23 protein-coding genes are annotated in these 26,357 nt (G+C 66.6%); 12 read left to right on the top strand and 11 right to left on the bottom strand.

The window, feature by feature from the left end; genetic code table 11:
* Window positions 1–70: 70 nt before the first annotated feature.
* From qcrB to ctaE, 4 genes are read right to left on the bottom strand one after another with little or no spacing between them, the layout of a single operon-like run.
* The gene (gene qcrB / locus BUC15_RS01395; RefSeq protein ID WP_073185728.1) at window positions 71–1,771 is read right to left on the bottom strand and encodes a cytochrome bc1 complex cytochrome b subunit; all 1,701 of its coding nucleotides are present in this window, start codon (window positions 1,769–1,771) and stop codon (window positions 71–73) included.
* The gene (gene qcrA / locus BUC15_RS01390; protein ID WP_073185726.1) at window positions 1,771–2,835 is read right to left on the bottom strand and encodes a cytochrome bc1 complex Rieske iron-sulfur subunit; all 1,065 of its coding nucleotides are present in this window, start codon (window positions 2,833–2,835) and stop codon (window positions 1,771–1,773) included. The genes qcrB and qcrA overlap by 1 nt, the downstream gene beginning before the upstream one ends.
* Window positions 2,832–3,632, bottom strand: coding sequence for a cytochrome bc1 complex diheme cytochrome c subunit (gene qcrC / locus BUC15_RS01385; RefSeq protein ID WP_073185724.1), 801 nt, complete (start codon window positions 3,630–3,632; stop codon window positions 2,832–2,834). The genes qcrA and qcrC overlap by 4 nt, the downstream gene beginning before the upstream one ends.
* A 22-nt stretch (window positions 3,633–3,654) precedes the next feature.
* Entirely contained in the window at window positions 3,655–4,359 is a 705-nt protein-coding gene (gene ctaE / locus BUC15_RS01380) for an aa3-type cytochrome oxidase subunit III (protein ID WP_073185722.1), read from the bottom strand.
* 101 nt (window positions 4,360–4,460) lie between these two features.
* Between ctaE and BUC15_RS01375 the strand changes: the two genes are divergently transcribed.
* Genes BUC15_RS01375 through trpD form a run of 3 tightly spaced genes read left to right on the top strand, consistent with a single transcriptional unit; the run spans window position 4,461 to window position 6,904 of the window.
* On the top strand, window positions 4,461–5,453 hold the full coding sequence (locus tag BUC15_RS01375; protein ID WP_073185720.1) for a cytochrome c oxidase assembly protein: 993 nt from the start codon (window positions 4,461–4,463) through the stop codon (window positions 5,451–5,453).
* A gap of 6 nt (window positions 5,454–5,459) precedes the next feature.
* A complete protein-coding gene (locus BUC15_RS01370; protein WP_073185718.1) occupies window positions 5,460–5,867 on the top strand; it encodes a response regulator in 408 nt (135 codons plus the stop codon).
* Window positions 5,867–6,904 (top strand): anthranilate phosphoribosyltransferase, encoded by a 1,038-nt coding sequence (gene trpD / locus BUC15_RS01365; protein ID WP_073185715.1) that lies wholly within the window; start codon window positions 5,867–5,869, stop codon window positions 6,902–6,904. Before BUC15_RS01370 ends, trpD begins: the two co-directional genes overlap by 1 nt.
* Here the strand turns inward: trpD and BUC15_RS01360 are convergent.
* Window positions 6,891–7,538, bottom strand: a complete 648-nt coding sequence (locus BUC15_RS01360) for a prepilin peptidase (RefSeq protein ID WP_139280046.1) — start codon at window positions 7,536–7,538, stop codon at window positions 6,891–6,893. The genes trpD and BUC15_RS01360 overlap by 14 nt on opposite strands.
* 78 nt (window positions 7,539–7,616) lie before the next feature.
* Here BUC15_RS01360 and BUC15_RS01355 point away from each other — a divergent pair, with 78 nt between their 5' ends.
* Window positions 7,617–8,819 (top strand): winged helix-turn-helix domain-containing protein, encoded by a 1,203-nt coding sequence (locus tag BUC15_RS01355; RefSeq protein ID WP_073185711.1) that lies wholly within the window; start codon window positions 7,617–7,619, stop codon window positions 8,817–8,819.
* A 12-nt stretch (window positions 8,820–8,831) separates the two neighbouring features.
* Here the strand turns inward: BUC15_RS01355 and BUC15_RS21050 are convergent, their stop codons facing one another.
* On the bottom strand, window positions 8,832–9,677 hold the full coding sequence (locus tag BUC15_RS21050) for a sunset domain-containing protein (RefSeq protein ID WP_073185709.1): 846 nt from the start codon (window positions 9,675–9,677) through the stop codon (window positions 8,832–8,834).
* Between the two features lie 193 nt (window positions 9,678–9,870).
* Here BUC15_RS21050 and BUC15_RS01345 point away from each other — a divergent pair, with 193 nt between their 5' ends.
* Complete coding sequence (locus BUC15_RS01345) at window positions 9,871–10,380, top strand: peptidylprolyl isomerase (RefSeq protein ID WP_217652069.1); 510 nt, start codon at window positions 9,871–9,873, stop codon at window positions 10,378–10,380.
* Between the two features lie 55 nt (window positions 10,381–10,435).
* On the opposite strand, the gene BUC15_RS01340 is transcribed toward BUC15_RS01345, so the two are convergent.
* Window positions 10,436–12,163: a DEDD exonuclease domain-containing protein gene (locus tag BUC15_RS01340; RefSeq protein ID WP_073185704.1), complete on the bottom strand. Its 1,728-nt coding sequence runs from the start codon at window positions 12,161–12,163 to the stop codon at window positions 10,436–10,438.
* A 77-nt stretch (window positions 12,164–12,240) separates the two neighbouring features.
* Here BUC15_RS01340 and BUC15_RS01335 point away from each other — a divergent pair, with 77 nt between their 5' ends.
* On the top strand, window positions 12,241–12,435 hold the full coding sequence (locus tag BUC15_RS01335; RefSeq protein WP_073185702.1) for a hypothetical protein: 195 nt from the start codon (window positions 12,241–12,243) through the stop codon (window positions 12,433–12,435).
* A gap of 1,284 nt (window positions 12,436–13,719) precedes the next feature.
* Window positions 13,720–14,826: a C40 family peptidase gene (locus BUC15_RS01330; RefSeq protein ID WP_073185699.1), complete on the top strand. Its 1,107-nt coding sequence runs from the start codon at window positions 13,720–13,722 to the stop codon at window positions 14,824–14,826.
* Here BUC15_RS01330 and BUC15_RS01325 read toward each other — a convergent pair.
* Complete coding sequence (locus tag BUC15_RS01325; RefSeq protein ID WP_175558213.1) at window positions 14,816–15,592, bottom strand: alpha/beta hydrolase; 777 nt, start codon at window positions 15,590–15,592, stop codon at window positions 14,816–14,818. The genes BUC15_RS01330 and BUC15_RS01325 overlap by 11 nt on opposite strands.
* A gap of 46 nt (window positions 15,593–15,638) precedes the next feature.
* Here BUC15_RS01325 and BUC15_RS01320 point away from each other — a divergent pair, with 46 nt between their 5' ends.
* From BUC15_RS01320 to BUC15_RS01300, 5 genes are all read left to right on the top strand, one after another.
* On the top strand, window positions 15,639–16,409 hold the full coding sequence (locus BUC15_RS01320) for a lysophospholipid acyltransferase family protein (protein ID WP_073185697.1): 771 nt from the start codon (window positions 15,639–15,641) through the stop codon (window positions 16,407–16,409).
* A 22-nt stretch (window positions 16,410–16,431) separates the two neighbouring features.
* Window positions 16,432–17,610 (top strand): ATP-binding protein, encoded by a 1,179-nt coding sequence (locus BUC15_RS01315; protein ID WP_073185696.1) that lies wholly within the window; start codon window positions 16,432–16,434, stop codon window positions 17,608–17,610.
* Window positions 17,597–18,259 (top strand): response regulator, encoded by a 663-nt coding sequence (locus BUC15_RS01310; RefSeq protein ID WP_073185695.1) that lies wholly within the window; start codon window positions 17,597–17,599, stop codon window positions 18,257–18,259. Before BUC15_RS01315 ends, BUC15_RS01310 begins: the two co-directional genes overlap by 14 nt.
* 61 nt (window positions 18,260–18,320) lie before the next feature.
* Window positions 18,321–19,706 carry a class II 3-deoxy-7-phosphoheptulonate synthase gene (locus tag BUC15_RS01305; protein ID WP_073185694.1) on the top strand — a complete coding sequence of 462 codons (1,386 nt, stop codon included), beginning with the start codon at window positions 18,321–18,323 and terminating at the stop codon, window positions 19,704–19,706.
* The gene (locus BUC15_RS01300) at window positions 19,703–20,713 is read left to right on the top strand and encodes a threonine aldolase family protein (protein ID WP_073185693.1); all 1,011 of its coding nucleotides are present in this window, start codon (window positions 19,703–19,705) and stop codon (window positions 20,711–20,713) included. Before BUC15_RS01305 ends, BUC15_RS01300 begins: the two co-directional genes overlap by 4 nt.
* 8 nt (window positions 20,714–20,721) lie before the next feature.
* Here BUC15_RS01300 and pknB read toward each other — a convergent pair whose 3' ends face one another.
* The 3 genes from pknB to BUC15_RS01285 all read right to left on the bottom strand — a co-directional run bounded on the left by pknB (window position 20,722) and on the right by BUC15_RS01285 (window position 26,328).
* The gene (pknB, locus tag BUC15_RS01295) at window positions 20,722–22,764 is read right to left on the bottom strand and encodes a Stk1 family PASTA domain-containing Ser/Thr kinase (protein ID WP_073185692.1); all 2,043 of its coding nucleotides are present in this window, start codon (window positions 22,762–22,764) and stop codon (window positions 20,722–20,724) included.
* A 131-nt stretch (window positions 22,765–22,895) separates the two neighbouring features.
* On the bottom strand, window positions 22,896–25,247 hold the full coding sequence (locus BUC15_RS01290; protein WP_073185691.1) for an HAD-IC family P-type ATPase: 2,352 nt from the start codon (window positions 25,245–25,247) through the stop codon (window positions 22,896–22,898).
* Window positions 25,237–26,328: a polyprenyl synthetase family protein gene (locus tag BUC15_RS01285; protein ID WP_073185690.1), complete on the bottom strand. Its 1,092-nt coding sequence runs from the start codon at window positions 26,326–26,328 to the stop codon at window positions 25,237–25,239. Before BUC15_RS01285 ends, BUC15_RS01290 begins: the two co-directional genes overlap by 11 nt.
* Window positions 26,329–26,357 lie beyond the last annotated feature (29 nt).

Below are 26,357 nucleotides of genomic sequence, written 5' to 3'. Positions count from 1 at the left end.
TCAGTGGAGGAGCCGACTCAACGGGTGAGGGCCCAGCCGATCGGCTGGGCCCTCACCCGTTGGTTGCAACTCAGTGCAGTTGCGGCTTTCCGTCATCGGACGATTCGACCTCGGGAAGCTCGCCATGGTGATCCGCGTGCTCGATCTCACGGACCGTCGGCTTCTGCACGTCCGCACCGAGGAACCAGCGGGAAAGGGCCGCACGTACCCGGCCGACCTGTTGCTTCTTGGCCACACCGGCATCGTCGGTGTCGGAGGACACCGCAAGCGGTTCATGTTGTAGGTGCTGGGTGAGGGCGAACGCCTCATCCTGCGACAACGCCACGTGGGCCTCCGAGTAGCCACCCTCAGGGGAGCGGACGATCACGCCGTCCTCGGAGCCGTGCAGCGTGCGTTCGCGGTCGGACCGCTGGAGGCTGAGGCAGATGCGTTTGGTGACGATGAAAGCGATCACCGGTGCGACGAACACCGCGACCCGCATGAATACCGTGATCGCATTCAGGCTCAGGTGGAATCGGGTGGCGATGATGTCGTTGCCACCGGCGAGCCAGAACATGGCGTAGCAGGTGATGCCCGCGACGCCCAGCGCGGTACGGGTCGGAGCGTTGCGGGGCCGGTCAAGGACATGGTGTTCCCGTTTGTCGCCCGTCAACCAGGCCTCAACGAACGGCCACACCGCCAAGGCTCCGAACAGGAGCCCCATCAAACCGACGCCGGGCAGGAAGATGGCCCACGACCAGGTGGTCGGACCCCAGTGGGACTCGAGGTTGGGCATGATACGGATCGCGCCCTCGACCCAGCCCATGTACCAGTCGGGCTGGGAGCCTGCGGTTACCTTCGCCGGGTCGTAGGGGCCGTACAGCCACACCGGATTGATCTGGAAAAGGCCCCCCATGAGAACCAGGAAACCGAACACGATGAAGAAGAAGCCGCCGGCCTTTGCCATGTAGACGGGGAAAAGCGGGTATCCGACCACGTTGTTGTCCGAGCGCCCGGGGCCGGGGTACTGCGTGTGCTTGTAGTAGAACACCAACGCCAGGTGCGCCGCGACCAGACCGAGCAACAGACCCGGGACCAGCAGGATGTGCACCATGTAAAGCCGGGGGATCAGGATCGAGCCGGGGAACTCGCCGCCGAAGACGAAGAACTCGGCCCAGGTTCCGATGATGGGGACGGAGCGAATCAGGCCGTCAACGAACCGGAGCCCGGTGCCCGAAAGCAGATCGTCCGGCAGCGAGTAGCCTGCGAACCCAGCGATCAGGGACATCGACATCAGGCCGATGCCGATCAACCAGTTGACCTCACGGGGCTTACGGAATGCCCCCGTGAAGAACACTCGCAGCATGTGGACGAAGGCTGCGGCCACGAACAGCAGCGCCGCCCAGTGGTGGATCTGGCGCACTAGGAGGCCGCCACGCACGTCGAAGCTGATGTTCAGCGTCGAAGCGAACGCCTCCGAGACCGGCAGGCCCTTCAACAGTTGATAGGAGCCGTCGTACTCAATCTCGGCCATGGACGGCTTGAACCAGATTGTCAGGAACACGCCGGTCAGTAGGAGCACGATGAATGAGTAGAGCGCGATCTCGCCGAGTAGGAACGACCAGTGGTCAGGAAAGACCTTGCGCAGGAGGCCGCTGCGCCCGAGTTTGGCCAGCCCGAGGCGGTCGTCGGCCCACCCTAGGACACCACCGGTCTGGGACGAGTTGGTCGAATCGGCCTCGCGGGCCTCGACGTCGGGTGACGAGTCGACGACGCTGGTGGGTCTAGCCATCAGTTGTCACCTTTCACGAAGTCGTTGCGCGAGTCGCGCTCGAAGAAGCTGGGGCCGACGGGGACGGTGAAGTCGCTCTGCGCGACCAGGTAGCCGTCTTCGTTGACCCTGATGGGCAACTGGGGGAGTGCGCGGGCCGCGGGTCCGAAGACCACCAGGCCGCTGTCGCCGAGGTCGAACGTCGACTGGTGGCAGGGGCAGAGCAGGTGGTGCGTCTGGCGCTCCCACAGCGAGATTGGGCAGCCGACGTGTGTGCAAATCTTCGAATAGGCAAGGATGCCGGAGACCTGCCAGTCCCGGCGGGATTCCGGGATGCGGATCGACTCGGGATCCATCCGCACGACGACGATCGGGGACTTCGCCTTCTCGATCATGTACTCGGTGCCGTGCAGTTCGAGCAGGGTTTCGGGCTGCGCGTTGACCAGTTGGCCCACTTCGAGCATCTCGGGGCGGAGCGGGAGCCAGTTGACGTCGTTGAGCAGGAGGACCTCCTCTGCCCAGATCGTGGTCTCGATGGTCTCTCTCCGCACCTTCTTCACGGGGTGCGGCCCCATGTCGGCGAACAGCACCACCGCAGGGATCACGCTGAATCCGAGTGCCCCGCCGATTGCCCCCAGCAGCAGCGGTCGGCGTTTGACTCCGGACTGCTCGACACCGTCTGCGAACTGCTGCGCGATCAGCGCACGGTCGTCCGCGTTCGAGGCCACGCTGTGGCGCTCCTCCACGGACTCATGATCGCCCATGAGTGCGCGGGCCCACTGGATGGCGGCGACGCCGATCAATAGGACCGCGAGCCCGCCCGTTGCGCCGAGGCCGACGTTCATGGCGCTGGCGTGCAGCCAACCGAAATCGATGTAGGCGTCGCGTGGCACCGCGAAATAGATCACCACGAACGCGATGGCGAGCACCGGGACCGCGGCCAGCATCAGCAGGACGGCGGTGTAGGCGCGGTTACCCGCGCCCTTGTCCGCGTCCGTGAAACGTTCGATGTGCTCCTCAATGCCCGGATCGGCCACCACGTGGCTCAGATCAGGGTCCTTGACAGGCAGGTTGTCGTGGCTCATCGTGCGCGTGCCCCCTTCTTTGCGATCCAGGTGGCAACGACGGAGAGGCCGCCGATACCGATGATGAAGACCCACAGCCCCTCGGACACGGGGCCGGCGTCGCCCATGGTTAGCCCGCCGTGGTTGGGCTGCCCGTTGGCGTCTTCGAGGTACCCGATGATCTCCCGGACACTCTGATCGGGCATGACGTCCTTTGAGAAGGTGGGCATCTGTTGGGGGCCGGTGCGCATCGCTTCGTAGATGTGCCTCGACGAGGTGTCGACCAGGGACGGTGCGAACTTGCCGTTAGGCATGGCGCCGCCACCACCGGTGATGCCATGGCATGCGGAGCAGTTGGCCCGGAACAGGCTGCCGCCGCGGGCGATCTCGTCGTCGCTCAGCCCTTCCGGGGAGTACTGTTCGGAGCTCGGGATCGCGGGCCCTGCACCCAGGGAGGCGACATAGGCGGCGACCGCCTCGATCTGCTCCTGGGAGTAGTTGACCTCGCGGACTGGCAATTGGGCCTCCCGACGCGCTGCGGGCATGCGCCCGGTGCCCATCTGGAAGTCGACGGCGGCAGCCCCGACGCCGATCAGCGTGGGGCCCTGAGAAGTTCCTTCGGCGCCGAGCCCATGGCACGACGAGCAGGTCAGGTCGAACAGCGCCTTGCCCTGTTCCACCTGCTGCGTTGTCTCGGTCTCGGCTGAGGAACGTTGCGGGTTGACCCCGGCGTATCCCAACCCGACGACGACGAGCGCCAGGATCAGCAGAGCCGGCCGGGCGAGCGAATGCCGCCGGAACTTGGTGAGGAGTTTCACGAGTCTGTCTCCAGGTCGAGGGTTAGCGGAGGAAGTACAAGACGCCGAACAGCAGGATCCAGATCACGTCGACGAAGTGCCAGTAGTAGGACACGACGTGGGCGGCCACAGTCTGCTCGTGGGTGTGGGTACGGGTCATGAACGACCGGGCCAGGACGTACCACATGGCGACGACGCCACCCACGACGTGCAGGCCGTGGAAACCGGTGGCGAGGAAGAACAGCGACCAGTACTGGTTTGTCTGGATGGTGTATCCCTCGTTGAACAAGGTGAAGTACTCCCACACCTGCCCGGCCACGAACACCGAACCCAACACGATCGTGACCATGAAGCCCTGCCGTAGCCCCCACTTCAATGGGTTTAACCAGGAGCCGGTGACCCGCCTTGCCTCGCCTGCGTTGACCGCAAGCTGACAGGTGATGGAGCTCAGGACCAGGATCGCGGTGTTGATGCTCGCGAAGGTGACATCGAGGTGGGCGCTGTTCGTCTCCCACATCGACGGGGTGCCCGCCGCGGCGGCGGCGTCGCCCGTGATGCTGCGCGTCCAGAAGTAGGCGGCGAAGACCGCGCCGAAGAACATGAGCTCGCTCGCCAGCCACACGATGACGCCGACCGAAAGTGTGTCGGGGCGCCCCGTGGGCTTGTTCAATCGCGCGGACGGCACCTTGTGCAGGGCGCCGCTTGGCAGCTCCGACGGTGCTGTGAGGGTTTCATGATTCGTGGCCACGGGCTCATTATTGCGGCAAAATCGCCTGTGGTCACGCCGGAGGCGAAACTTGGAGACACCCCCCTGTCAATCGTTTGTGTGCCAGTGCGATAATGCGCCACATGTTTGCAGGGGTGATGGCCGCGTTTCCGATGCATGCGAACCCGGATGATGACATCGTCCCGCTCCGGGGGTGGCGGTACCTGACGGCATGGGACTTCCCGCTTGTGGCGGTGTTGGCGTTGCTGGTCGTCGGCGGGTTGTACCTCTGGGGGGTGCATCGGCTGAAGGCCAGGGGCGACTCGTGGCCGGTGATGCGGACCATCTCCTTCGTCGGGTTGGGCCTCGGATCGATCGCCGTGGCCACCTTCAGCTTCCTCGGCGTCTACGACACGGTTCTGTTCTGGTCCCACATGGTCCAGCACATGCTGCTCAACATGATCGCGCCTGTGTTCCTCGTGTTCGGGGCGCCGGTGACTCTCGCGCTGCGCACCTTGCCGAAGCGTCCCCGTGGCCTTCTGCTGAAGGTTCTCCACTCAGGGTTCGCGAAGGTGCTGCTGTTTCCGCCCCTGACGACCGGTTTGATGGTGGCCAGCCCGTTCCTCCTGTACATGACGGGCTGGTACGAGCTGACGCTGCGCAACGACTTCTTCCACGACATGCTGCACCTGTACCTGGTGACTGTCGGGTGCCTGTTCTTCTTCCCCCTGCTGGGGGTGGACCCCGTGCCGATCAAGATGCCCTACCCGATCCGGATCCTGCTGTTCATGCTGACGATGCCGTTCCACGCGTTCCTCGGTGTGACGATCATGGGCTCCACCCGACTGATAGCGGAGGACTGGTACGTGGCGTTCGACCGGAGCTGGGGGTTGTCTCCAATGTCGGACCAGAACTGGGCAGGTGGACTGTTGTGGGCCACCGGGGATCTGACGATGTTCGCGGCGATGGGCACGATCTTCATCCAGTGGATCAGGGAGTCCAACAGGGAGGCGAAGCGCATCGACCGGCAGTTGGACCGTGAGGAGGCCGCGCAGGCCAGGAGCGGCCGACCCGGCTACGATGACACCAGCAAGCAACCTCGACCCCCGGTCGACAGCGACAACGCAAAGGAATGACCGCAGATGTCTGAAGCTCCCGTGAAGGTGCTGCTTTTCTCCGATGATCGGATCGTGCGCGAGTCCGTCCGGCTCGCCCTCGGCCGCAAGGTGGCCTCCGACCTGCCCGAGATCGAGGTGTCCGAGGTGGCCACCCAGGGTGCGCTGCTGCGCACACTGGATGCGGGCACGCAGTACACGCTGATGATCTTCGACGGCAACGCGCAGCCGTCGGGCGGGTTCGGGATGGCCTACCAGGTCAAGGACGAGTACGTCGACTGCCCGCCGGTGCTGCTGCTCGTCAGCCGTGAGGCGGACGCCTGGCTCGCCACCTGGGCGCGTGCCGAGGCGGTCGCCCCGTTCCCGATCGATCCGGTCACCCTGCCGCAGCAGGTGGCGAACCTGATCAGGGCGCGCCTGGCCCAGGTGGCTTGATGTCGGGGTACTCATGGCCCGACATCCTGACCGGGCTGATCCGGCGGGAGGGGCTTGAGGCGAGTGCCGCCAACTGGGCGCTCACGGAGATTCTCTCCGGCCGGGCCTCCGAGGTGCAGATCTCCGCGATGCTGACGGCGCTGCGCGCGAAGGGGGAGACGGAGGACGAGATTGCGGGCCTGGCCGACGCGATGCTCGCCAAAGCGATGCCCATCAGTCTTGACCCTGACGCGGTCGACATCGTCGGGACAGGCGGCGACCGGGCAAACACCGTCAACGTGTCCACGATGGCAGCCATCGTCGCGGCCGCAGCAGGGGCAAAAGTCGTCAAGCACGGCTCGCGTGCCGCCTCCTCAATGGCAGGCACCGCCGACACCCTCGAATCGATCGGCGTGCGGCTCGACGTGGAACCCGACAAGCAGGCCGCAATCCTCGACGAGGTCGGGATCGTCTTCCTGTTCGCGCAGCATTACCACCCGGCGATGAAGACCGTCGCAGGGGTGCGCAAGCAGTTGGGGATCCAGACCACCTTCAACTTCCTGGGCCCGCTGGCCAACCCGGCCCGGCCCCGGGCGATGGCGCTCGGCGTGGCCAACGACGACATCGCGCCGGTCGTCGCCCGAGTGCTCGCCGACCGAGGCACCCGCGGCATGGTGTTCCGCGGCTTCGACGGGCTCGACGAGCTGACCACCACATCGCCATCCGACGTGTGGCTGATTTCAGAAGGGCGGGTGCATCGCACGGTCCTCGACCCGACCGACCTGGGGCTCCAGCCGGCCGCCTTCCATGACCTGACGGGGGGCGATGCGGCGCACAACGCGCAGGTCGTCCGAGACGTTGTCGGAGGTGAACGTGGGGCGGTGCGTGACATCGTCGTCCTCAACGCCGCGGCCGCGTTGCTCGCCTACCGTGGCATCTCGACGGTGCAGGATCTGGTTGAGCAGATGCGTGAACCGCTACGCGACGCCCAGAATGCCATCGACTCAGGGCGGGCGGGGCACACCCTCGGAACCTGGGTCGCCGCTACCCGGCGATAGCGCCCAACCCGACGGCGAGGACGGGCCCTGCGTACAGCGCGGGGCCGTATGCGAAGTGTCGTGGGCGACGCGCGTCCCGGCATGCCCAGACGTGGTGGGCGAGCGCATGGACGGCCCCGAGAGCGGTACCTGCAAAGACCGCAACAGCGACCCCTTGCGCGCCTGACGGCCCCGATACGGCCCCGATCAGGGCGGCCAACCGGACGTCGCCGAAACCGATCCCCAGCCCCAGCCTCCAGACCAGGTAGAAGACCCCATACACCGCGGCTGCGCCGATCACAGCCCACAATCCGAGGCGCGGCTGCGTGAGCGTCATCGGGATCGCTGCCACGGCCATGGCGCCGAGCGTCAGGTGGTTGAGTCGGGCCGGAAGGAAGGTGGTGCACAGGTCGACGGCCACGAGCGGCACGCCCAACCAGAGGTAGGGCGCCCAGAGCCACCAGTGGTCGACGGGTGTTGCCCGTAGCACCTGTGCCATGAGCAGCGTTGCAGCGCCGACCACTACCGTCGAGCGCCACGACACCAGTCGGCTGAGATCGGGCGCCTCGTCGTCGTCGATCCGGATCCCGGGTACCACCAGGAGCCAGGTCAGCGCGGAGGCGACCGCCAACGCGATCGGGACGACTGTCACCATGCGCAGAGAGTAGTTGGCCCCGCGAGCGACTGCGTGCACCTGCCCGGATCTGTGGACAACCTGCCTATTGTTGGGCCCATGCCACGACGACTCAGCCTTGAACAGGCCAGGCGGGTGGCCGTCACGGCTCAGGGGCTGGGCCGGGCGCGCCCAGCCCGGCCGGGTGCGGCGGCGCTTCGCCGGACCATCTCCAGGATGGGGGTGCTGCAACTCGACTCGGTCAACGTCTTCGAGCGAAGCCACTACCTGCCCCTCCTGGCGAGGATCGGGCCCTACGACCGCGCCGAACTGGACCGGCTCCTGAGGCACGACCACGGCGCCGGGCTCGGTGCCTACACCGAGTACGTGGCCCATGAGGCCGCGGTGCTACCGGTGTCGGACTGGCCGCTGTGGGCGTGGCATCGTGAGCAGCCGATGAGGCCGGGGTTCGTGGCCTGGGGTGCCGAGCACGCCGCGCTGATCGCGGATGTGCTGGGTGAGTTTGCTGAGCGCGGGCCGTTGTGTGTGCGTGAACTCGAGCATCCGCAGAACGTGTCAACGGGAGGTGGCTGGTGGAACAGGAACGATGTCCACTGGGCGGCGACTTGGCTGTTCCGGCGGGGCGAACTTGTCGTCGTCGGGCGCAGGCGCTTCGAACGCCGACTGGCCGTGGCAGACGACGTCCTGCCCCCGGAGGCGCGGACGTCCATGCCCCGTGACGACGCGGTCCTGGAATTGGTCCGCAGAGCCGCTGCCACCTACGGTGTGGCGACGTTGGACGACCTGGCCGACTACCCGCGGCTCAGGATGGCCACCGCCAAGGCGGCCGTCGACCGGTTGGTTGCAAACGGAGAGCTGGAACCGGTCGTCGTCGACGGTTGGGACAGGCCCGCTTTCCTGGCTGTCGGCACCCGCATACCGAGGGCGGTCGAGGCCGCGGCACTGTTGTCGCCATTCGACCCGCTCGTCTGGCACCGGCCCCGGGCCGAACGCCTCTTCGGGTTCCGCTACCGGATCTCGATCTACACGCCCGCTGCGCAGCGGGTCCACGGCTACTACGTGATGCCGGTCCTCGTCGACGATCGCATCGTCGGGCGCGTCGATCTCAAGAGCGACCGCGCCGCTGGGGTGCTGCGGGTCCAGCACGCCCACATCGAACCTGATGCGGTGGCGCGACGCGGCGCCCTGGCCCGCCGGGTGGCGCCGCTGCTGTATGAGGCGGCAGCCTGGCAGGGGCTGGAATCGGTGGAGGTCACCGGCCCAGGGACATGGGCCGGTGACCTCCAAAGGGAACTCGGTTAGGGAAGTGGTTCCTTAACGCTGAGCCTTGGTGAAACCGGCGGCCTCAGCAGCCTCTTCCGACGTGAACCACACCTCGGCGATCGTTCGCTCATAACCACCGGTGCCGGGCAGGTGGTACTTCTTGGAACGCTCGTTGCCCTTGATGGAATAGCCCTCCGGCGGTTCGGTGCCCACGTATGACCCCTCACCGTAGCCGGAGGCATCCGATTCGGTGACGTAGGTCACGTGGGGCGCAGGCGCACCCTCCGACGTCATGTCGACCTGATCGTCAACCTCTTCCGCCGAGACGATCACCTCGTCGTTGCCGTCGTCATCGGTGGCCGCATCCATGTCCGATGCGAACTTGGCGGCGTTGGAGAAGGTGTCGTTGTTGTTGACATATGCCTTGGAAGGCTCATGGGCGGTCCAGCCGTCGTCCTTGGGAGCGAGGAAGTGACGCACCGCGGCGACCGCCCCTGCGACGAGGGCGCTGATCGCGAGGAACTTGCCCACCTTACGAAGCTTGCTCTTCTTCTTCGGCTCCTCCACCTCCGCCACGACGTGCCCGGCCGCGGTGTGGAGGGCGTCCTGCAGCTTGGGGAGCAGGTCATCGGTGACCTTGTCCATCGCGGCGTCGACTGCAGGGGAGACCTTCTCGAATGTCTCCTTGATGTGCGGCTCGAAATCGTCCAGCTTCCTCGAGGCCAGGTCGGCCGTGCGGACCTTGGCGTCGTGAAGCATGGGGGCGGCCTGCTTCTGGGCCTCCGCCAGCAGGTCCTGGGCCCTGTCCAGGCCTTCTTTGAGTGCGGCCGTTGAGTACTCGGCGGCGGCGGAGACGGTCTCCGCGGCGGCCTTCGTCAGCTCTTGTGACTTCTTCACAAGTTCCTCCCGTAGGTTGTGGCTCGTAATCGAGCACTTTCAACGCTACCGGTTTGTCGGGTTCCATCAAGTGGCGAAGGCGAAAACGGGCCGATTGGCGGCCGGTAGCGACCCTGGTGGGGCCGCTGCCCCTGAGATCCATCTGCCACACTGGTTGCAAGGAAGGGTTCCCCAACGCTAGATAAGGACATCCGTGAGCACTGCGACACTGCACACCAACCGCGGCGACATCGTCATCGAACTGTTCGAGGATCAGGCGCCGAAGACCGTCGAGAACTTCGTCGGCCTCGCCGGCGGCACCAAGGAGTACCGCGACCCCGTCACCGGCGAGAAGACGACCGGCAACTTCTATGACGGCGTCGCGTTTCACCGCGTCATCTCCGGGTTCATGATCCAGGGTGGTGACCGGTTGGGCGACGGCACCGGGGAACCGGGCTACACCTTCGCCGATGAGTTCCATCCGGAGCTCTCCTTCAACCGGCCGTACCTCCTCGCGATGGCCAACCGTGGACCGGCGACCAACGGATCCCAGTTCTTCATCACCGTCGGCCCCACGCCGCACCTGAACCGCCGCCACACCATCTTCGGTGAGGTGGTAGACCCCGCGAGCCAGAAGGTGGTCGATGCAATCGCCGCCACGCCCACCGATCGGCGCGACCGTCCGGTCGACGCGGTGGTCATCGATTCGGTGACACTGGCCTGATCGCCCCGTGGCTGAGGAGCCGCCTATCCGGAGACGGGTTGGCGGCTCCCGCGGTTCAGGAGGTCTCGTGCGTGAGTGGACGGGGCCCTAACAACTCCCTCGGGAACGAACCTTCGGGAACCCCAGAGTGCACCGGCCAGGCCCAGTCGCCGTCGGTGTCGATGAGTCGCACGCCCGGAAGCTCGAGCCAGGCCGCGACCCGTTCGGCCTCCTCGATGCTGGCCGCGGGCAACCCGTTGCCCGGCTCCAGCACGGTTTCGGCGGCGGCCACCGCAGCCTCCGACGCGGTGCGCGCCGAATTGCCAGGTGCGGCCGTGGAAGCGGCCAGCCGCCCGTAGCGGATCACGTGGATCTCCCAGCCTCGTGCCGACGGGGCAGCCGCGACCAGTTGGGGGCACCTGGCCAGGGACCTGATCCGGTGGAATCGTAGAGAGGTGCGGTAGTAGGTGCCCAACCTCTCGGACAGTTCTCCTGCCTCCTCGTAGCGCTGCGCTCCGATGAGTTTCCGCATCCTCCCCTGGGCGCTGCGCAGCACGGGTCTCACATCGCCGTCCCACCCCTCTGTCAGAGCCGCCGCCGCAGCCCCGTAGCCCTCGGCTCCAGCGCCCAATTCGCAGGGGGCCAGGCATCGTCCCATCTCGCCGAGTGCGCATGAGGGGCTCGGCCTTCGAGCGGACAACCTGGTAGAGCAACGACGCAGTCGGTAGGCGTCATAGATTGTCAGCGCCGCCTCTTCGGCGGCGCCGCGGCTGTGAAACGGGCCGAAGAACCGGGTGGAGCTGCCCAGCCGGGACACCACGGACAACCGAGGAAACGGCTCGTCGGTGAGTTTGAGCCACCACAGCTTCCGCTGGTTCTTCGACCTCCGGTTGTAGCGCGGGGCCAGGGATTCGATCATCCGCAGCTCACGGACCTCGGCTTCCAGGTCTGTGGCGCACTCGACGAACTCGACCCCTGTCGCGACGCGCACCATTTCGTGGATGCGGCTGCGCTTCTCAGAAGCCGAGAAATATGAACGGAGCCTGCGTCTGAGGTTGTTCGACTTGCCCACGTAGAGCACTTCCCGCTGCGGCCCGTCTGGGCCCTCGGAGTCGGACACGAAGTAGTACACACCCGCCGACCCGGGGGCGTCTTGTGCCCACGCGCGTTTCGCGCGCCGGTCGGGGGAGACCTGCAGCGTGAACTCCGTCAGATCCTCCAACGTGCCCACACCCAGGTTGCCGACGCGTTCCAGCAGGGCGTGCAGGACATCGACCGTGGCGCGCGCATCGCTAAGGGCACGGTGGTTCGGCTCGGTGGTGGCCCGAAAGTAGCGGGCGAGCGTGCCAAGTTTGCAGTTGGGAACCTCATCGCGCAGCAATGCGCATCGGGCCAGTGCGACCGTGTCGACGACGGTTGGCCCCGGCCAGGTCAGGCCGATCTGCTCGAAACCACGCTTGAGGAACCCGGCATCGAAGCGGGCGTTGTGTGCCACCAACACCGATCCGGCCGCGAACTCCGCAAAAGCAGGCAGCACCGAGTCGATAGTCGGCGATGTGGCGACCATCTGATTCGTGATGCCGGTGAGTACCTGGATCATCGCCGGGATGGGCGAACCGGGACGCACCAGGGTCTGGAACTCGCCGAGGACCCGGCCGCCCTGCACTTTCACGGCGCCGATCTCCGTGATCTCGGAGTCGGACCCGCCGCCGGTCGTTTCGAGGTCGACAACCACGAAGGTGACATCCGTCAGTGGCCTGCCAAGATCTTCGAAACTCGGCTGTGCGGCGGTGGTGTTCGACATGGCAGGCACGCTACGCCACGCCTCAGACAGGACCCCGTGCGGGGAATGTGTCAGAGGGCTCGACGAGACTGCATCCCATGACATCGCTACATGTGGACTGCCGCACCTGCCGGGCGAAGGGCCCGGCCTGCGCCGATTGCGTCGTCTCGGTCCTGCTCGGGCCACCGAGCATCGAACTGGTGGAACCCGAGGTGCGGGCGCTGGAGGTTCTCTCCGACGCGGGCCTGCTCCCGCCGCTCAGGCTGGAGGTGCCGGCCGAACGGACGGGATGACGGCGTCGGCGCTCCCTCGACGAGGAGTCCAGCGCCGCCACGACGCCAGAGGGAAGGCTCGACACCAGCGATCCACCGTCGTCACCAGGGATATGCCGTCGAGACCAGCCTTCTGACGTCGACACCAGCCTTCTGACGTCGACACCAGCCTTCTGACGTCGATACCTGCGGAAAGGCCCGTCACCAGCGTTCCGGCGTCGACACCTGTGGAAGGGCTGGTCACCAGCGGTATACGGCTGGTGTCCAGCGATACTGCTGGTATCGGCCACAAATCGCTGGTGTCCGCGCCGATCAACAGCACCAGCGTCGTCTCGAGGCACACGCCGTGGTGACACCCGGTCGCTGGCCGCATGCCCGTCACCAACCTTCTGACGTAGATACCTGCGGAAAGGCCCGTCACCAGCCTTCTGACGTCGATACCTGTGGAAGGGCTCGTCACCAGCGGGATACAGCTGGTGTCCAGCGATACCGTTGGTATCGGCCACAAACCGCTGGTGTCCGCGCCGACCATCACCGCCACCCGGCAGCTCGATGGACGAGAGCGGCAGGCCTCACAGTCACCCAGTCCGGCGCCGCCGCGACACCAACGGAAAGACTCGACACCAGCGATGTGCCGCCGATACCAGTGGAAGGTTCGACACCAGCGTTCCGCCGTCGATACCTATGGAAGGGCTGGTTACCAGCGGTATACAGCTGGTGTCCAGCGATACTGCTGGTATCGGCCACAAACCGCTGGTGTCCGCGCCGACCATCACCGCCACCCGGCAGCTCGATGGATGATCGGGGCAGGCCTTGCAGTCACCCAGCCCGGCGCCGCCGCGATACCTGCGGAAGGGCTCGACACCAGCCTTCTGACGTCGATACCTGCGGAAAGGCTCGTCACCAGCGTTATACGGCTGGTGTCCAGCGATACCGTTGGTATCGGCCACCAATCGCTGGTGTCTGCGCCCACCAACAGCACCACCCGGCAGCTCGATGGACGAGAGCGGCAGGCCTTACGGTCACCCAGTCCGGCGCCGCCGCGGGCGCCCGCGAGACACCTGAGGCAATTCATGAATGGTCGATTCGGATCGCGTAGACGGCCGAGCGGCTCCTCGGGCGCTCGGGTTGCCTCCCGAAGGCTGGATTCCCGCTCAGACCATTCGTCGAAGCTCCCACCCCGTCAGGAGTCCTGGGGTCGGGGCAGCGGATCATCCGATCCTGCACGGTTCTCGGGTCTTCTTGGAAATCGGCGGCAACCGTCATAAGATTCTCTCAGGAATTTCCGTCGTCCCTGGAGTTGTAGTGAATCGAGCCCGAATCGTTCTCGCCGCCACAGTGGCGATCTCGTCGGTCTTTGCAGGGGCTGTTGTCGCCCATGCAGACCCCGATGCGGTCGAGCAGGCGCGCAAGGAACTCGACCGGATCCACCAGGAAAGCTCCGCCGTCGACCAGGACATCATCGAGGCGCACGACCGCGCCGACCAGAACTCGCAGAAGCTGAAGACTCTGGGGGAGGACGTCGCCAAGCAGGAGGATCGCGTGGCGAAGCTGTCAGCCCAGCTCGGCGACGTCGGTGCGGTGCAGCTACAGACCGACTCGTTCTCGCTGACGGCGCAGCTCCTGACCAGCAGCGACGCAGGCAGCTTCCTGAGCGGGCTCGGTGTGCTTCAGGCGGAGGCCGATCGCTCGAACGCAGGCATCCAGCAGCTTCAGCTCGACCAGGCTGCGCTCACCACTTTGCGTGAGGATGCTGCGAAGGCGCAGGAAGAACTCGACAAGGACACCGCAGCGAAGGTTGCGCTTGCGGAGGACTACGACAAGCTGGAGCAGCAGGCTCAGGCCGTCTACGACCGCCTCTCGGCCGAAGAGCAGGCGCGCCTCGCCGCGATCGAGGCCGAGCGCATCGCCAGGGAGGCGGCCGCCCAGGCCGCAGCCGAGCAGGCGGCAGCCGCGCAGGAAGCCAGCCGTTCTGAAACGGACACGTCCGTGGCCAGTTCGGCCACGCCGGCACCTGAGGTCGCACCGACCTCGCCGTCCCAGTCGGCCTCAGGGTCAGGCCGCGCGCAGCAGGTCGTCGACGCCGCCCTCGGCAAGGTCGGCAGCAGCTACGTGTGGGGCACCTCCGGCCCGAACACCTTCGACTGCTCCGGGCTCACCAGCTGGGCATACCGGCAGGTGGGGATCAACATCACCCGTTCCTCGCGCGAGCAGTACGCCTCCGTGGGCTACAAGGTCGCAAAGTCGGATCTTCAGCCAGGCGACCTGGTGTTCTACTACAGCCCTGTCAGCCATGTCGGTCTCTACATCGGCAACGGCAAGATCGTCGACGCCGCCAACCCCCGCGCCGGGGTCCGGGTCACCAGCCTCGACTCGATGCCCTTCACCGGCGCACGCCGCGTCATTGGCTGAGTTCTTTCACGAAGTCGCGCGATTTGGACGCGATCAACCCGGCGTCGTGGTCCAACGTCGCCACGTGGTAGCTCCGCTCAAGATCGACCGTGCGCACGTCGCGGACCGATCGGCGGATCAGTTGGCCACTCAGGTCGTCGACGACGTGGTCCTCGCGTGAGCACATCAGCAGGACCGGGGCAGACACGCTCTTGAGCGATGACCGCACGTCGCGCCACAGCTGCGTCATCGTGGCCAGGCTCGTCACCGAGAACCGTGGATACCCGAGTTCCTCGACGCCCTCGCGGGCGATGTCTGAGGAGATGCCCTTCTGCGGAGGCAGCACGCGGTGGATCAGGCTCGCGGGAGCGACCCGCTTGTCGCGGGTTGCAATCGCCGGGTTCACCAGAAGCACACCGGTAACTGACCGCTGCTCGGCGAGCCGGAGCGCCAGTGCGCCACCCATCGACAACCCGGCGACGAAGAGGTGCTCGACCTCATCGGCAAGCTCGAGGTAGGCGTCCTCGACGGCCGCGTACCAGTCCCACCACCGGGTGCGGGACAGGTCCCGCCACGTTGTACCGTGGCCGGGGAGCCTCGGCGCGATGACGCGCGCACCCGGCCAGTCGGCGGAAGGTTCCGCCAACGCGTGTGCCCACGGTGCGATTGACTGGACGGAGCCGGTGAAGCCATGGCTCATCACGACCCCCACCGTTCCGGTGCCGACGCGGAGCGTGCGGGCCTCCGGCCAGATCTCGGGCGCGCGGGACAAGGAAGACACTGTCATGGGTGAAGGATAAGCGCGGACTCCCTGTCGGGATAGACTGCCGCCCATGTGGTGGTATCGCTTCTTCAAGTTCACGATCTTCCGTCCGATGGTGCGGTTCGGGTACGGCGCGCTGGTGTTCGGTGAAGAGAACTTCCCCCGTGAAGGCGGCGCAATCCTCGCCAGCAACCACATCGATGCGCTCGACTCGCTCGTCGTGCCCGCCATGATGCCGCGTCCCATCACCTTCCCGGCGAAGGCGGAACTTTTCAGCGGCAAAGGCGGCATCGGGAACAAGATCGTCGCCTGGTTCCTGAAGACCGTCAAGATGGTCCCGATGGACCGCAGCGGTGGCCGCGCCTCGGTCGACGCGCTGCAGGCCATCTCCGACGTCCTAGCCGATGGGCATGTGATCGCCATCTTCCCCGAAGGCACGCGGTCGCCGGACGGGCGGCTCTACAAAGGCAAGACCGGCATGGCGCGGATGGCGCTGGCGAACGGGGTGCCCGTGATCCCGGTCGGGGTCTCCGGGACAACCTCTCTCAAGGGACCCTTCGGGCTGCCGTGGGCCAGACGTCCAGTGGTGGTGATCGGTGAGCCGCTCGACTTCTCGCAGTACTTCGACAACCCGGGCAACAGCAAGGTGCTGCGGTGGGTCACCGATGAGACCATGGCCGCAATCCAGCGGCTGACCGGGCAGGACTACGTCGACGTCTACGCGTCACGCATCAAGTCCGGATCGCTGACGTTGGAGGAAGCCTCCGCGTCCGAACTGGCAAGGCCGGGTGGCGGCGAGCCCCCGGTCGTCGAGCCACGGCCTGAGCGTGCAAGAGGCTGAAACACAACGTCAGCGCGGCGTCATGCACTGGTTGCGATCCACCCTCGGGAGCAGGCCGTCCGGAGACGCCTTCGGGCGGGTCTATGGGGTGTGCGAGGTTGCGCGTAGTCTCCTGGGACTGCACGCGATCGCCGTCAACGTCTTCATCGTCGCCCCGCGCTCCACGCACCCCGGAATCGTCTGGGCCGCCTCGGCGGTGCTTGCCTTCTGGCAGATCTATGTCTCATTGCAGATGCGCAAACCTGCCCGGCGGACGAAACCTCTCTTCATGGCGGACCTGGCAGTCACGGTCGCCATCATCTTGCTGACGGTCGCCGTGGTGCCCCCGGGAGGTGCGCCGTTGTCGCTGGCCGGCTACTGGGCAGGCGGGTGCGGCGCGTATGCGGCGGTCTTCCTGCCCTACAGGTGGGGGGTGTCGTTTGCGCTGACCACTTCGGCTGCGCTGCTCGTCGCGCCTCAGCATTTCGCCATGGAGCGTGTCGGTGCGGCCTTTGTGACGATCCTGTTCACGGTGTGTCTGACCATGCTGGTGACGCAGTTTCGTACCGCACTCGAAGAGCAGGAGCAGGTCCGGCTGCGCTCGGCCGCGCTGGCCGAACGGGAACGGCTGTCCCGGATCGTGCATGACGGCGCGTTGCAGGTGCTCGCGCTGGTCGAGAGGGAGGGGCCGTCCCTCGGGCCCCGTGGGGTCCGCCTCGCCGCCCTAGCCAGGGAATCGGAGGCGCAGTTGCGGATCCATCTGCAGGATCGGGAGGTGGGTGACGTGGAATCGACCGAACTGCTCAATATGGTTTCGGCGCTCGAGAAGTACGGGTCCGCCAGGGTGACCGTCTCGACGATGGCCAGCCATGTGATGGCGTCGCAGAGCCTTGTGGACGAAGTCGAAAGCACGCTTGTCGAGATCCTCAAGAACGTCGAGAAGCATGCCGGGGCGGACGCCCAGGTCTGGATCCTCGTCGACCAGGAGCGCGATGACGAGGTGATCTTGTGGGTCCGCGACAACGGCGTGGGAATGAGCGCCGCACAGGTGCAGGAGGCTGCGGACAACGGTCGCTTCGGGATCAGGGACTCGATCGTCGGAAGGATGAACGACCTCGGGGGCTCGGCGATCCTCAAGTCGTCGCCCGGGGCGGGTGCCGAATGGGAACTGCGATTCCCGATCGAGGCTGAACACCAGGAGGAATCCGATGACGGAGCGTAGGCGTGTGATGTTGGTCGACGATCACCCGATGTGGATCGATGCCCTCAGCGAGGACCTCACGGAGGTCGGATTCGAGATCGTCGCCGTCGCCAAGAACGGCACCGAATGCCTCGCCAGAGCCAGGGCCACCAGGCCGGAGATCGTCGTGATGGATCTGCAGATCCCGGAGCCGGACGGTGCCACCTGCATCGAGGTGCTCCTCGGCGAGTTCCCGGACATGCACGTGCTCGTGATGTCTGCTTCCGGCGAACGCGAGGATGTGCTCCGTGCCATGAAGGCGGGCGCGAAGGGCTACCTCGTCAAATCCGCATCCAAGGAGGAACTGATCGAGGGCGTGCAGCGTACGGCGGTCGGGGATGCCGTGTTCACCCCGGGCCTTGCCGGGTTGGTGCTCGGCGAGTTCCGACGGATGGTCAACGTCGCCCGTTCACACAATGAAGAGGGGCCGGTGCTGACCACACGCGAGATCGAGGTGCTGCGGCGCGTCGCGAAGGGCATGGCCTACCGTGAGATCGCCGACGAGTTGTTCGTCTCGCACCGCACGGTGCAGAACCATGTGCAGAACGTGTTGCGGAAACTCCAACTGCACAACCGGGTGGAGTTGACGCTCTACGCGATCGACAACGGGTTCCACGAACCGGGGGACTGAGGCCGTCCACCGCCCGGGTGACGTCGACGGTGCCGTTGCCCGTTGAGGTAGCCTAACGCTCATGTCGAGCATCATCTCCCGGGAAAATCTGCGCGCTCTGCCCTTTGTACAGCAGCCCAGCTACCCGGACCAGGCGGCCCTGGACCGCATCGTCGACTCGCTCGAGAGGCTGCCGCCGTTGGTGTTCGCGGGGGAGTGTGACGACCTGCGCGACAAGCTCGCAGACGTCGCGGCCGGGCGTGCCTTCCTGCTCCAGGGCGGCGACTGCGCCGAGACGTTCGACGCCGTAACCGCCGACAACATCAAGCGCAAACTGCTCGTTCAGCTCTCGATGGCGGTCGTGATGACCTACGCGGCGCAGGTGCCGGTGGTCAAGGTCGGCCGGATCGCGGGCCAGTACGCCAAGCCCCGCTCAAAGGACACCGAGACCCGGGGCGACGTCACGCTGCCCGCCTACCGGGGAGACGCCATAAACGGTTTCGAGTTTGAAGCGGCCTCCCGCGCACACGACCCGCAGCGGCTGCTGGACGTCTACCATTCCTCGGCTGCGACGCTGAACCTGGTGCGGGCCTTCGTGAAGGGTGGTTTCGCGAACCTGCGTGGCGTCCATTCCTGGAACGCCCAGTTCGTGCGCGACTCCGAGGTGGTCAAGGAGTACGAGGAACTCGCCTCCGAGATCGACCGTGCGCTGGCCTTCATGGTCGCCTGCGGCGTGCACGACGAGTCCCTGAACACCGTCGACTTCTACGCCTCGCATGAGGCGCTGCTGCTCGAGTACGAGCGTGCGCTGACCCGCGTCGACTCCCGCTCGCAGGAACTCTACGGCTGCTCCGGTCACATGCTGTGGATCGGTGAGCGGACCCGTCAGCTCGACGGTGCACACGTCGAGCTGCTGCGTCGCGTGCAGAACCCGCTCGGCGTGAAACTCGGCCCCGCCACCACAGCGGAACAGGCGATCGCCCTTGCCGAAGCGCTGGACCCCGACCGCATCCCCGGCAGGCTCACCTTCATCACCAGGATGGGGGCACGCCGCGTCCGTGAGGCGCTGCCAGCGGTCATCGCCGGGGTGGAGGGCACCGGACGCAAGGTCGCCTGGGTGTGCGACCCAATGCACGGGAACACCTTCGAGGCGACCAACGGTTACAAGACGCGCTCGTTCGCCGATGTGGCCGAGGAGGTCGACGGCTTCTTCGACGTCCACGAGCAGCTCGGCACCTGGCCTGGTGGGCTCCACGTCGAACTGACAGGCGACGATGTCACCGAATGCGTGGGTGGCCTGGCCAATCTGAGCGAAGCCGACCTTGAAAGCCGCTACGAGACGGTGTGCGATCCGAGGCTCAACCGGAACCAGTCGCTCGAACTGGCCTTCACTGTGGCTCGTCGGCTCCGGTCGGGGCGGCTCAACCGGGACAACCCCGTGCAGCAGTTCAAGGCCAAGGAACTGTGATCGATCTCCGCAGCGACACGGTCACCCGACCGGGCGCGGCGATGATCGCGGCGATGACCGCCGCGGCGGTCGGGGACGACGTCTACGGCGAGGACCCGAGCGTCGTCGCGCTGGAGGCCGAGGCGGCAGAGACGTTCGGGAAGGAAGCCGGCCTGTTCTGCGTCAGCGGATCGCTGACCAACCTGCTCGGCGTCTGGCTGCACACCCCGCCCGGTCGTGAGGTGCTGTGCGACGGCTATGCGCACATCGCGCGCGCGGAGATGGGTGCCCACGGGGCGCTGCACGGCGTCACGATGCGCACCTGGACCTCCGAGGATGGGAGGCTGGTCGCCGCCGACGCGCTGGCCATGTTGGCCGTCGGGTGTGGTCCCTACCTGGTGGAGACGGCGTGCGTCGCGGTTGAGGACACCCACAACTTCGGTGGCGGCACCGTCCAGGAGTTCGACCAGTTGGTCGCGGTCAGCGAAGGGGCCCGCGCGGTCGACGTGTGCACCCACCTCGACGGTGCACGCCTGGCCAACGCGTCCGCGGTGACTGGCCGCCCCTTCAGCGACTACGGGGCGCTGTTCGACACCGTCAGCCTGTGCCTGTCAAAGGGGCTTGGGGCTCCGGTCGGCTCGGTGCTAGTCGGCGCTGCAGACGACATCGCCCGCGCCCGCGTGCAGCGCAAGCGGCTGGGCGCCGGGTGGCGTCAGGCAGGGATGCTGGCCATGGCCGGCTCATACGCGCTGCGACACAACGTGTCACGGGTCGCAGAGGACCACGCCTCGGCGCGCGCGCTCGCTGCTGCGATCAATGCGGTGCGTCCCGGGGCGGTGCGGGAACCAGAAAGCAACATCGTGCTGATCGCGACGCCGGAGGCCCCCGCGGTCGCAGAACGGTTGAAGGCGGCCGGCGTGCTGATCAGCGTTCTTGGGCCGACGTCGCTTCGGGCGGTGACTCATCTGGATGTCAGCGGAGCCGACTGCGTCGAGGCCGGAGCGGTGATCGGTGGCTTGCTCGTCTGATCCGTGGATCAGACGATGATGAGGGTCACGGTGCTCCCGACCGCGACCTGGGTGCCTTCGGCCGGATCGGTCGATTTAGCCAGGTTGAGCGGCAGACCGAATCCGGAGTCGTTGCGGATCTCGACCTTCAGGTCGAGGTCCTCCAGCAGCTTCCTGGCATCGTCGGTGCCCTTGCCCCACACCCCCGGGATGGTCACCATCACCGGGCCGAGCGAACTCACGATCGTGACGGTGTCGCCGCGGTAGGCGGTGCCGTCGGCCGGGTCCTGTCGGATGACGTCGCCCTTCGCGACTGTGGTGGAGTTCTCCTCCTTTACCGTGACCTCGAACCCGAGCCCCTTCAACTCTTCGGTGGCGGCGGCGGTCGTCGCGTCGGTCAGGTCGGGGATACGGATGGGCTCTCTGCCCTTCGAGACGGTCAGGTCGATCGCGGTGTCCGGTTTCAACTGCGCGCCCTCCTCTTCCGAGGCCGACAACACAGTCCCGGCCGGCTGGTCCTCTGACCAGTCCTCGGTGACCTCCCCGAGGCTCAGGTGCCCGTCCGTGATGGCCTGCTCGGCCTCCTCCCTGGTGAGGCCGACGAGCTGCGGGGCCGGGTATCGCTCTGGCCCGAGCGACATGATGAGAGTGAACTGCGAGTCGCGCACCAGCCGTTCGCCGGAGCGGGGATCGGTGTCGATGACGACCCCGACGGGGACGGTCTCCGAGTACTCATCACGGGTCTCGACCCGCAGCGCGTTGGCCGAGGCAGCCTCCCGCGCCTTGGTCTCGTTCATGCCCGCGACCGCGGGCACCGTGGTGTAGCGGCCCGACATCCACCACCACGAGCCGAACCCTGCGCCGATGGTGAGCAGCACGACCAGCAGGACTGCGATGACTCCTCTGCGGCGCTGGTGCACCGGGTCGTGCGAGATGTGAAGAGGTGGGAAGACGGGGGTCCGCTGGCTCGTCGGCGACTGGGAGGTGGCCGTCCGGGGTGCGACCGGCTCAGGTGGTGGGATCGGGGTTTGTGCTGAGGCGTCGGCGACGCCCCACTCGGAACGCGACACGATCACGGTCTCGGGGGTAGGGCCGGAGACGGGACGGGGGCGGGTTGCGGGCCGTAACCGCTCGGTGAGTCCTTCGGAAGGGCTGTCCGGGAGCAGGGAAGCGGCCAGCTCAGGGTTGTCGCCACTGGAGTTGCGGGCCATCTCGCCGCGCACCTTCCTCACGGCGGCGAGCAGCTCCTGCCCGTCGGCGATCCTGGCCCTGGGGTCGCGACGGGTGGCCGCCAGTACCAGCGTGTCCAGATAGTCGGGGATCGGCCGTTCGTTGCCCTTCCCGAGCTCGCGCAACCTCTCGGAAGGCTTCTCGATGTCGACGTTCACGTGTCGGTAGGCGATCTGGTAATTGTTCTCGCCGGTGTGAGGTTTCTTGCCGGTCAGCATCTCAAACAGGACCACCCCGGCTGAGTACACATCGCTGCGGCCGTCGGGTCGGGCATGCGTGACAAGTTCGGGCGGAAGGTAACTGGCGGTACCCACCAGTACCCCGGTCGCGGTCATCTGCGGCGACCCGACCTGCCTGGCCAACCCGAAGTCGGCCACCTTCACCTGGCCACGATCCGTGAGGATCACGTTTTCGGGCTTGATGTCGCGGTGGACCACACCGGCCTCGTGGGCGGCGGCCAACGCCGCCGCGATCTGTTCGAAGAGTTCGAGGGCCCGGGCAGGAGCCAGGGGAGCCTCGGAGCTGATCACGCGGCGCAGAGTCAAGCCCTCGATGAACTCCATGACGATGTAGGGCTGCCCATGTGAACTGCCCTGGTCGAAGATGCTCACCACGTTCGGATGGCTCAGGACCGCCGCCGAACGGGCCTCCCGGTCGAATTTCGCGGCGAATTCGTCGTCCTCGCCAAGGTCGCTGCGCATCACCTTGACCGCCACCACGCGCGCCAACCTCAGGTCGCGCGCGCGATAGACCGTCGCCATTCCGCCTCGTGCCACTTTCGCCACGATCTCGTAGCGGTCGTCGAGCACCTGGCCGACCAGCGGGTCGAAAGTGCTGTTCATACCACTCCATACACGGTCGGGGAAGGAGGCCGTGCCAGCCCGTCTGCGCTTAGATTGTATGCGCGCTGTCGCCGGATCACCTCCTCGTGCACCGGCGAGTCGCCATGCGCTTCCCGACGGGACCGGTGTATCTACGGCTGCGGCTGGGCCCAGAGGCGGGGCAGTTCGCCGCGCACGATCGCTGTGACCCACCACAGCACCTCGATGGCGGCCATGCCTGCCAGCCCGACCAGCACCCCGATCGTGACGGTGTGCAGGTTTGTGAGATCCAGCATCAGCCACCGGTGGGCGAACGGCAACGCGAAGACGGCGAAGTAGAACGCGTAGGCCACGCACACGAGAACGACCCGCCACCACACGTACGGCCGGGCCACCACGCTCAACATCCAGGTCGCCGTCATGATCAGCGCGATCAGGGTGGCGGTGGAGGCCTGAATCTGGACGGTGTCGCTCACCTCGTCGAGCCCGCGCGTCGCGATGTAGGTGGTGAGCGCGGCAGCGGCGACGATCACCCCTCCGGGGACGGCGACCGCCAGCGTCCGGCGGACAAAGCCGGGGCGGGCCCGTTCCCTGTTGGGGGCGAGGCTCATCAGGAAGGCAGGGATGCCGATGGTGAACCAGCCGACCACCGTCATCTGAAGAGGCATGAACGGGTTGGGTAGCCCGAGGATCCCAGCGCTGAGGGCCAGGAGCGCGGCGTAGATGGTCTTGGTCAGGAACAACTTCGCGACCCGCTCGATGTTGCCGATGACGCGACGGCCCTCCGCAACCACGTGCGGGAGCGATCCGAACCGGTCATCGAGCAGCACGATCTGCGCGACCGCGCGGGTGGCCGACGACCCGGAGCCCATCGCTACGCCCAGATCCGCATCTTTGAGCGCGAGCACGTCGTTGACGCCGTCGCCGGTCATCGCGACCGTGTGGCCCCGGACCTGCAACGCGTCGACCATCTGACGCTTCTGCTCCGGGGTGACCCGCCCGAACACCGCCCCGTCGTTGACGGCGTCGACAAACCCGGGCCCTGGCGCCAGTTCGCGCGCATCGACCACCAGCTCGGCGTCGACGCCCAATGAGCGGGTGACGGCGCCGACGGAGGCCGCGTTGTCGCCGGAGATGACCTTGACAGCGACATTCTGTTCCCCGAAGTAGCGCAGGGTCTCGGCGGCATCTGGCCGGAGGACCTGATCGAGCACCAGCAGCGCCCTGGGGGTCACTTCACCAGGTGCCTGAGGGTCGTCGACGGGCACCGACCCCTCTGCCAGCAGCAGCACCCTCCGCCCGGAGGCGCCGATCGCCTCGGCCTTGGCGGCGATCTCGCCGTCAGCCAGCACGTCGGGGGCTCCCAGCAGCCAGGTGCCGTGGCGTTCGAAGGTGGCCCCTGACCACTTCTTCGCGGAGGTGAAGGGGGCTCTGGACCGCAGCTGCCACGGTTCGTCCAGGGCCGGCACCTTGGCGTCGATCGCCTGCATGGATGCGTTGGGGGTCGGATCGGACGCAGCCAGCTGGGCGAGTGCAGGCACCGGGTCGGTGTCGTCCAGAGGGATGACCTCGCTGAGGGTCAACGCGTTCGCGGTGAGCGTGCCGGTCTTGTCGGTACAGACCACGCTCACCCGGGCGAGTCCTTCGATCGCCGGCAGTTCCTGCACCAGGCAGTTGCGTCGGCCAAGCCTGATCACGCCGAGGGCGAACGCCATGGAGGTCAGCAGCACGAGCCCCTCGGGGACCATCGGCACGAGCGCCGAAACGGTGCGCAGGATCGACTCCTGCCACGTCGCGTCAGGCTGCGAGAACTGCACGATCACGTTGAGGACGCCGACGGGGATGAGGACGAAGGTGACGAATCTCAGGATCTTGTTGATTCCCTGGCGCAGTTCCGAGGAAACGAGCGTGAACTTGGCGGCCTGAGCGGTCAGCTGCGCCGCATAGGCTTCCGCCCCGACCTTTTCCGCCCGGTAGGTGCCGTTGCCGGATACCACGAAGGAGCCCGAGAGGACCTCGTCGCCCGGTTCCTTCAGAACCGCGTCGGCCTCGCCGGTGAGCAGTGATTCATCGACCTCAAGGTAGTCGGCGGTCAGGACCCTTCCGTCGACCACGATCTGCTCGCCTGGGGCGACCTGGATCAAGTCGTCCAGCACGACGCCGTCGCGGACGATCTGCCGGGAGTGGCCGTCGCGGATCACCCTGGGGTGCGCCTCCCCGATGACCGCGAGGGTGTCGAGGGTGCGCTTGGCCCGCAACTCCTGCACGATCCCGATCGCGGAGTTGATCACAATCAGGAGACCGAAGACCCCCTGGATGAGGTGACCGGTGACGGCCACGCAGACGAACAGCGTGAAGAGGATCGCGTTGACCCTGGTCAGGACGTTGGCTCGGATGATGTCGCGCGTCGAGCGTCCCGAACGCGACGGCAGCGTGTTCACCTGGCCGGCTGCGATCCGCTCGTCGACCTGTGCCGTGGTGAGTCCGGCCAACTCAGCTGGCACGCTTGACGCTCTTGTGCGCCAGGGTGGCCAGGGCGGTTCGTCCCTCTCCGGTCATCGGCGTGGTTTCGAGTACCCGCTCTGCATGGTTGAGGTTTTCCTCGATGATCGACTCCACCCCGGCCTTCGCGCCGGTCTGTTCGATCAGCTCGGCCGCCCGGTCGATGTCGCCGTCGGTCAGGCCTGACGCGCCCAGTAGCGCAGCAAGCTCGGCGGTTTCGCGGGGCGATCCGTTGGCCAAGGCGGAGAGCACCAACACGGTGCGTTTTCCTTCGTGGATGTCGCCGCCATACGGTTTGCCGGTGACCGTCGGGTCGCCGTAGACGCCAAGGACGTCGTCTCGTAGTTGGAACGCGCGCCCGATCACGGAGCCGAACTCACCGAGAGCACCCAGCAGGACGTCGTCGGCGCCGCCGAGCGCGGCACCGATCTGCGCGGGCCTCCTGATCGAGTACCTGGCCGACTTGAACTCGAGGACGCGCCGTGCGACATCGAGTTCCTCCGCCACCGACGCGGCGCCGGTGACGCGGTACTGGGCGCTGACGTCAAGGAACTGCCCTGCGGTCACCTCTGCCCGCATTGCGTTGAGCAGCCACCTGGCGCTCTGGAGGTTCCTGGCGAGGGAGGTCTCCGCGAGTTCGAGGCTCCACATCAGCAGCAGATCGCCGAGCAGGATCGCGGACGAGACACCGAAGGCGGCCGGGTCCCCGCTGCCTCCCGAGGCGTGGTGGTAACGCTCGAAGCGCTTGTGGGCAGCGGGTTCGCCCCGCCTGGTGTCCGCATCGTCGATCAGGTCGTCATGGACAAGGGCACTGACGTGGAGCAGATCCAGCGAGGACGCTACGGCGAGCAGCGCGGTGTCATCGTCGGGGATGCCTGACGCCGCCACCTGGCTCCAGTAGCAGAACGCGGGGCGCAGGCGCTTACCGCCGGAGGTGGTGAGTCTCGCGACTCGCAGCAGTTCCGGCACCCCCACCTCGTCGATGAGGGGGCTCTGGGAGGTCAGGAAGGATTCGATGGTTTCGCCGACCGCAGACAGGAAATCGTCGCCAAGCGGGGTCGTCGGGTCTAGCGGGCGTCTCACGTGGGCAGTTTAGTCGTACCCCTGCAACG

The organism is Tessaracoccus bendigoensis DSM 12906 (assembly GCF_900141915.1).
GTDB lineage: Bacteria > Actinomycetota > Actinomycetes > Propionibacteriales > Propionibacteriaceae > Arachnia > Arachnia bendigoensis.
The sequence above is the reverse complement of the archived record's forward strand: the minus strand, read 5'-3'. Positions and strand labels throughout refer to the sequence as shown.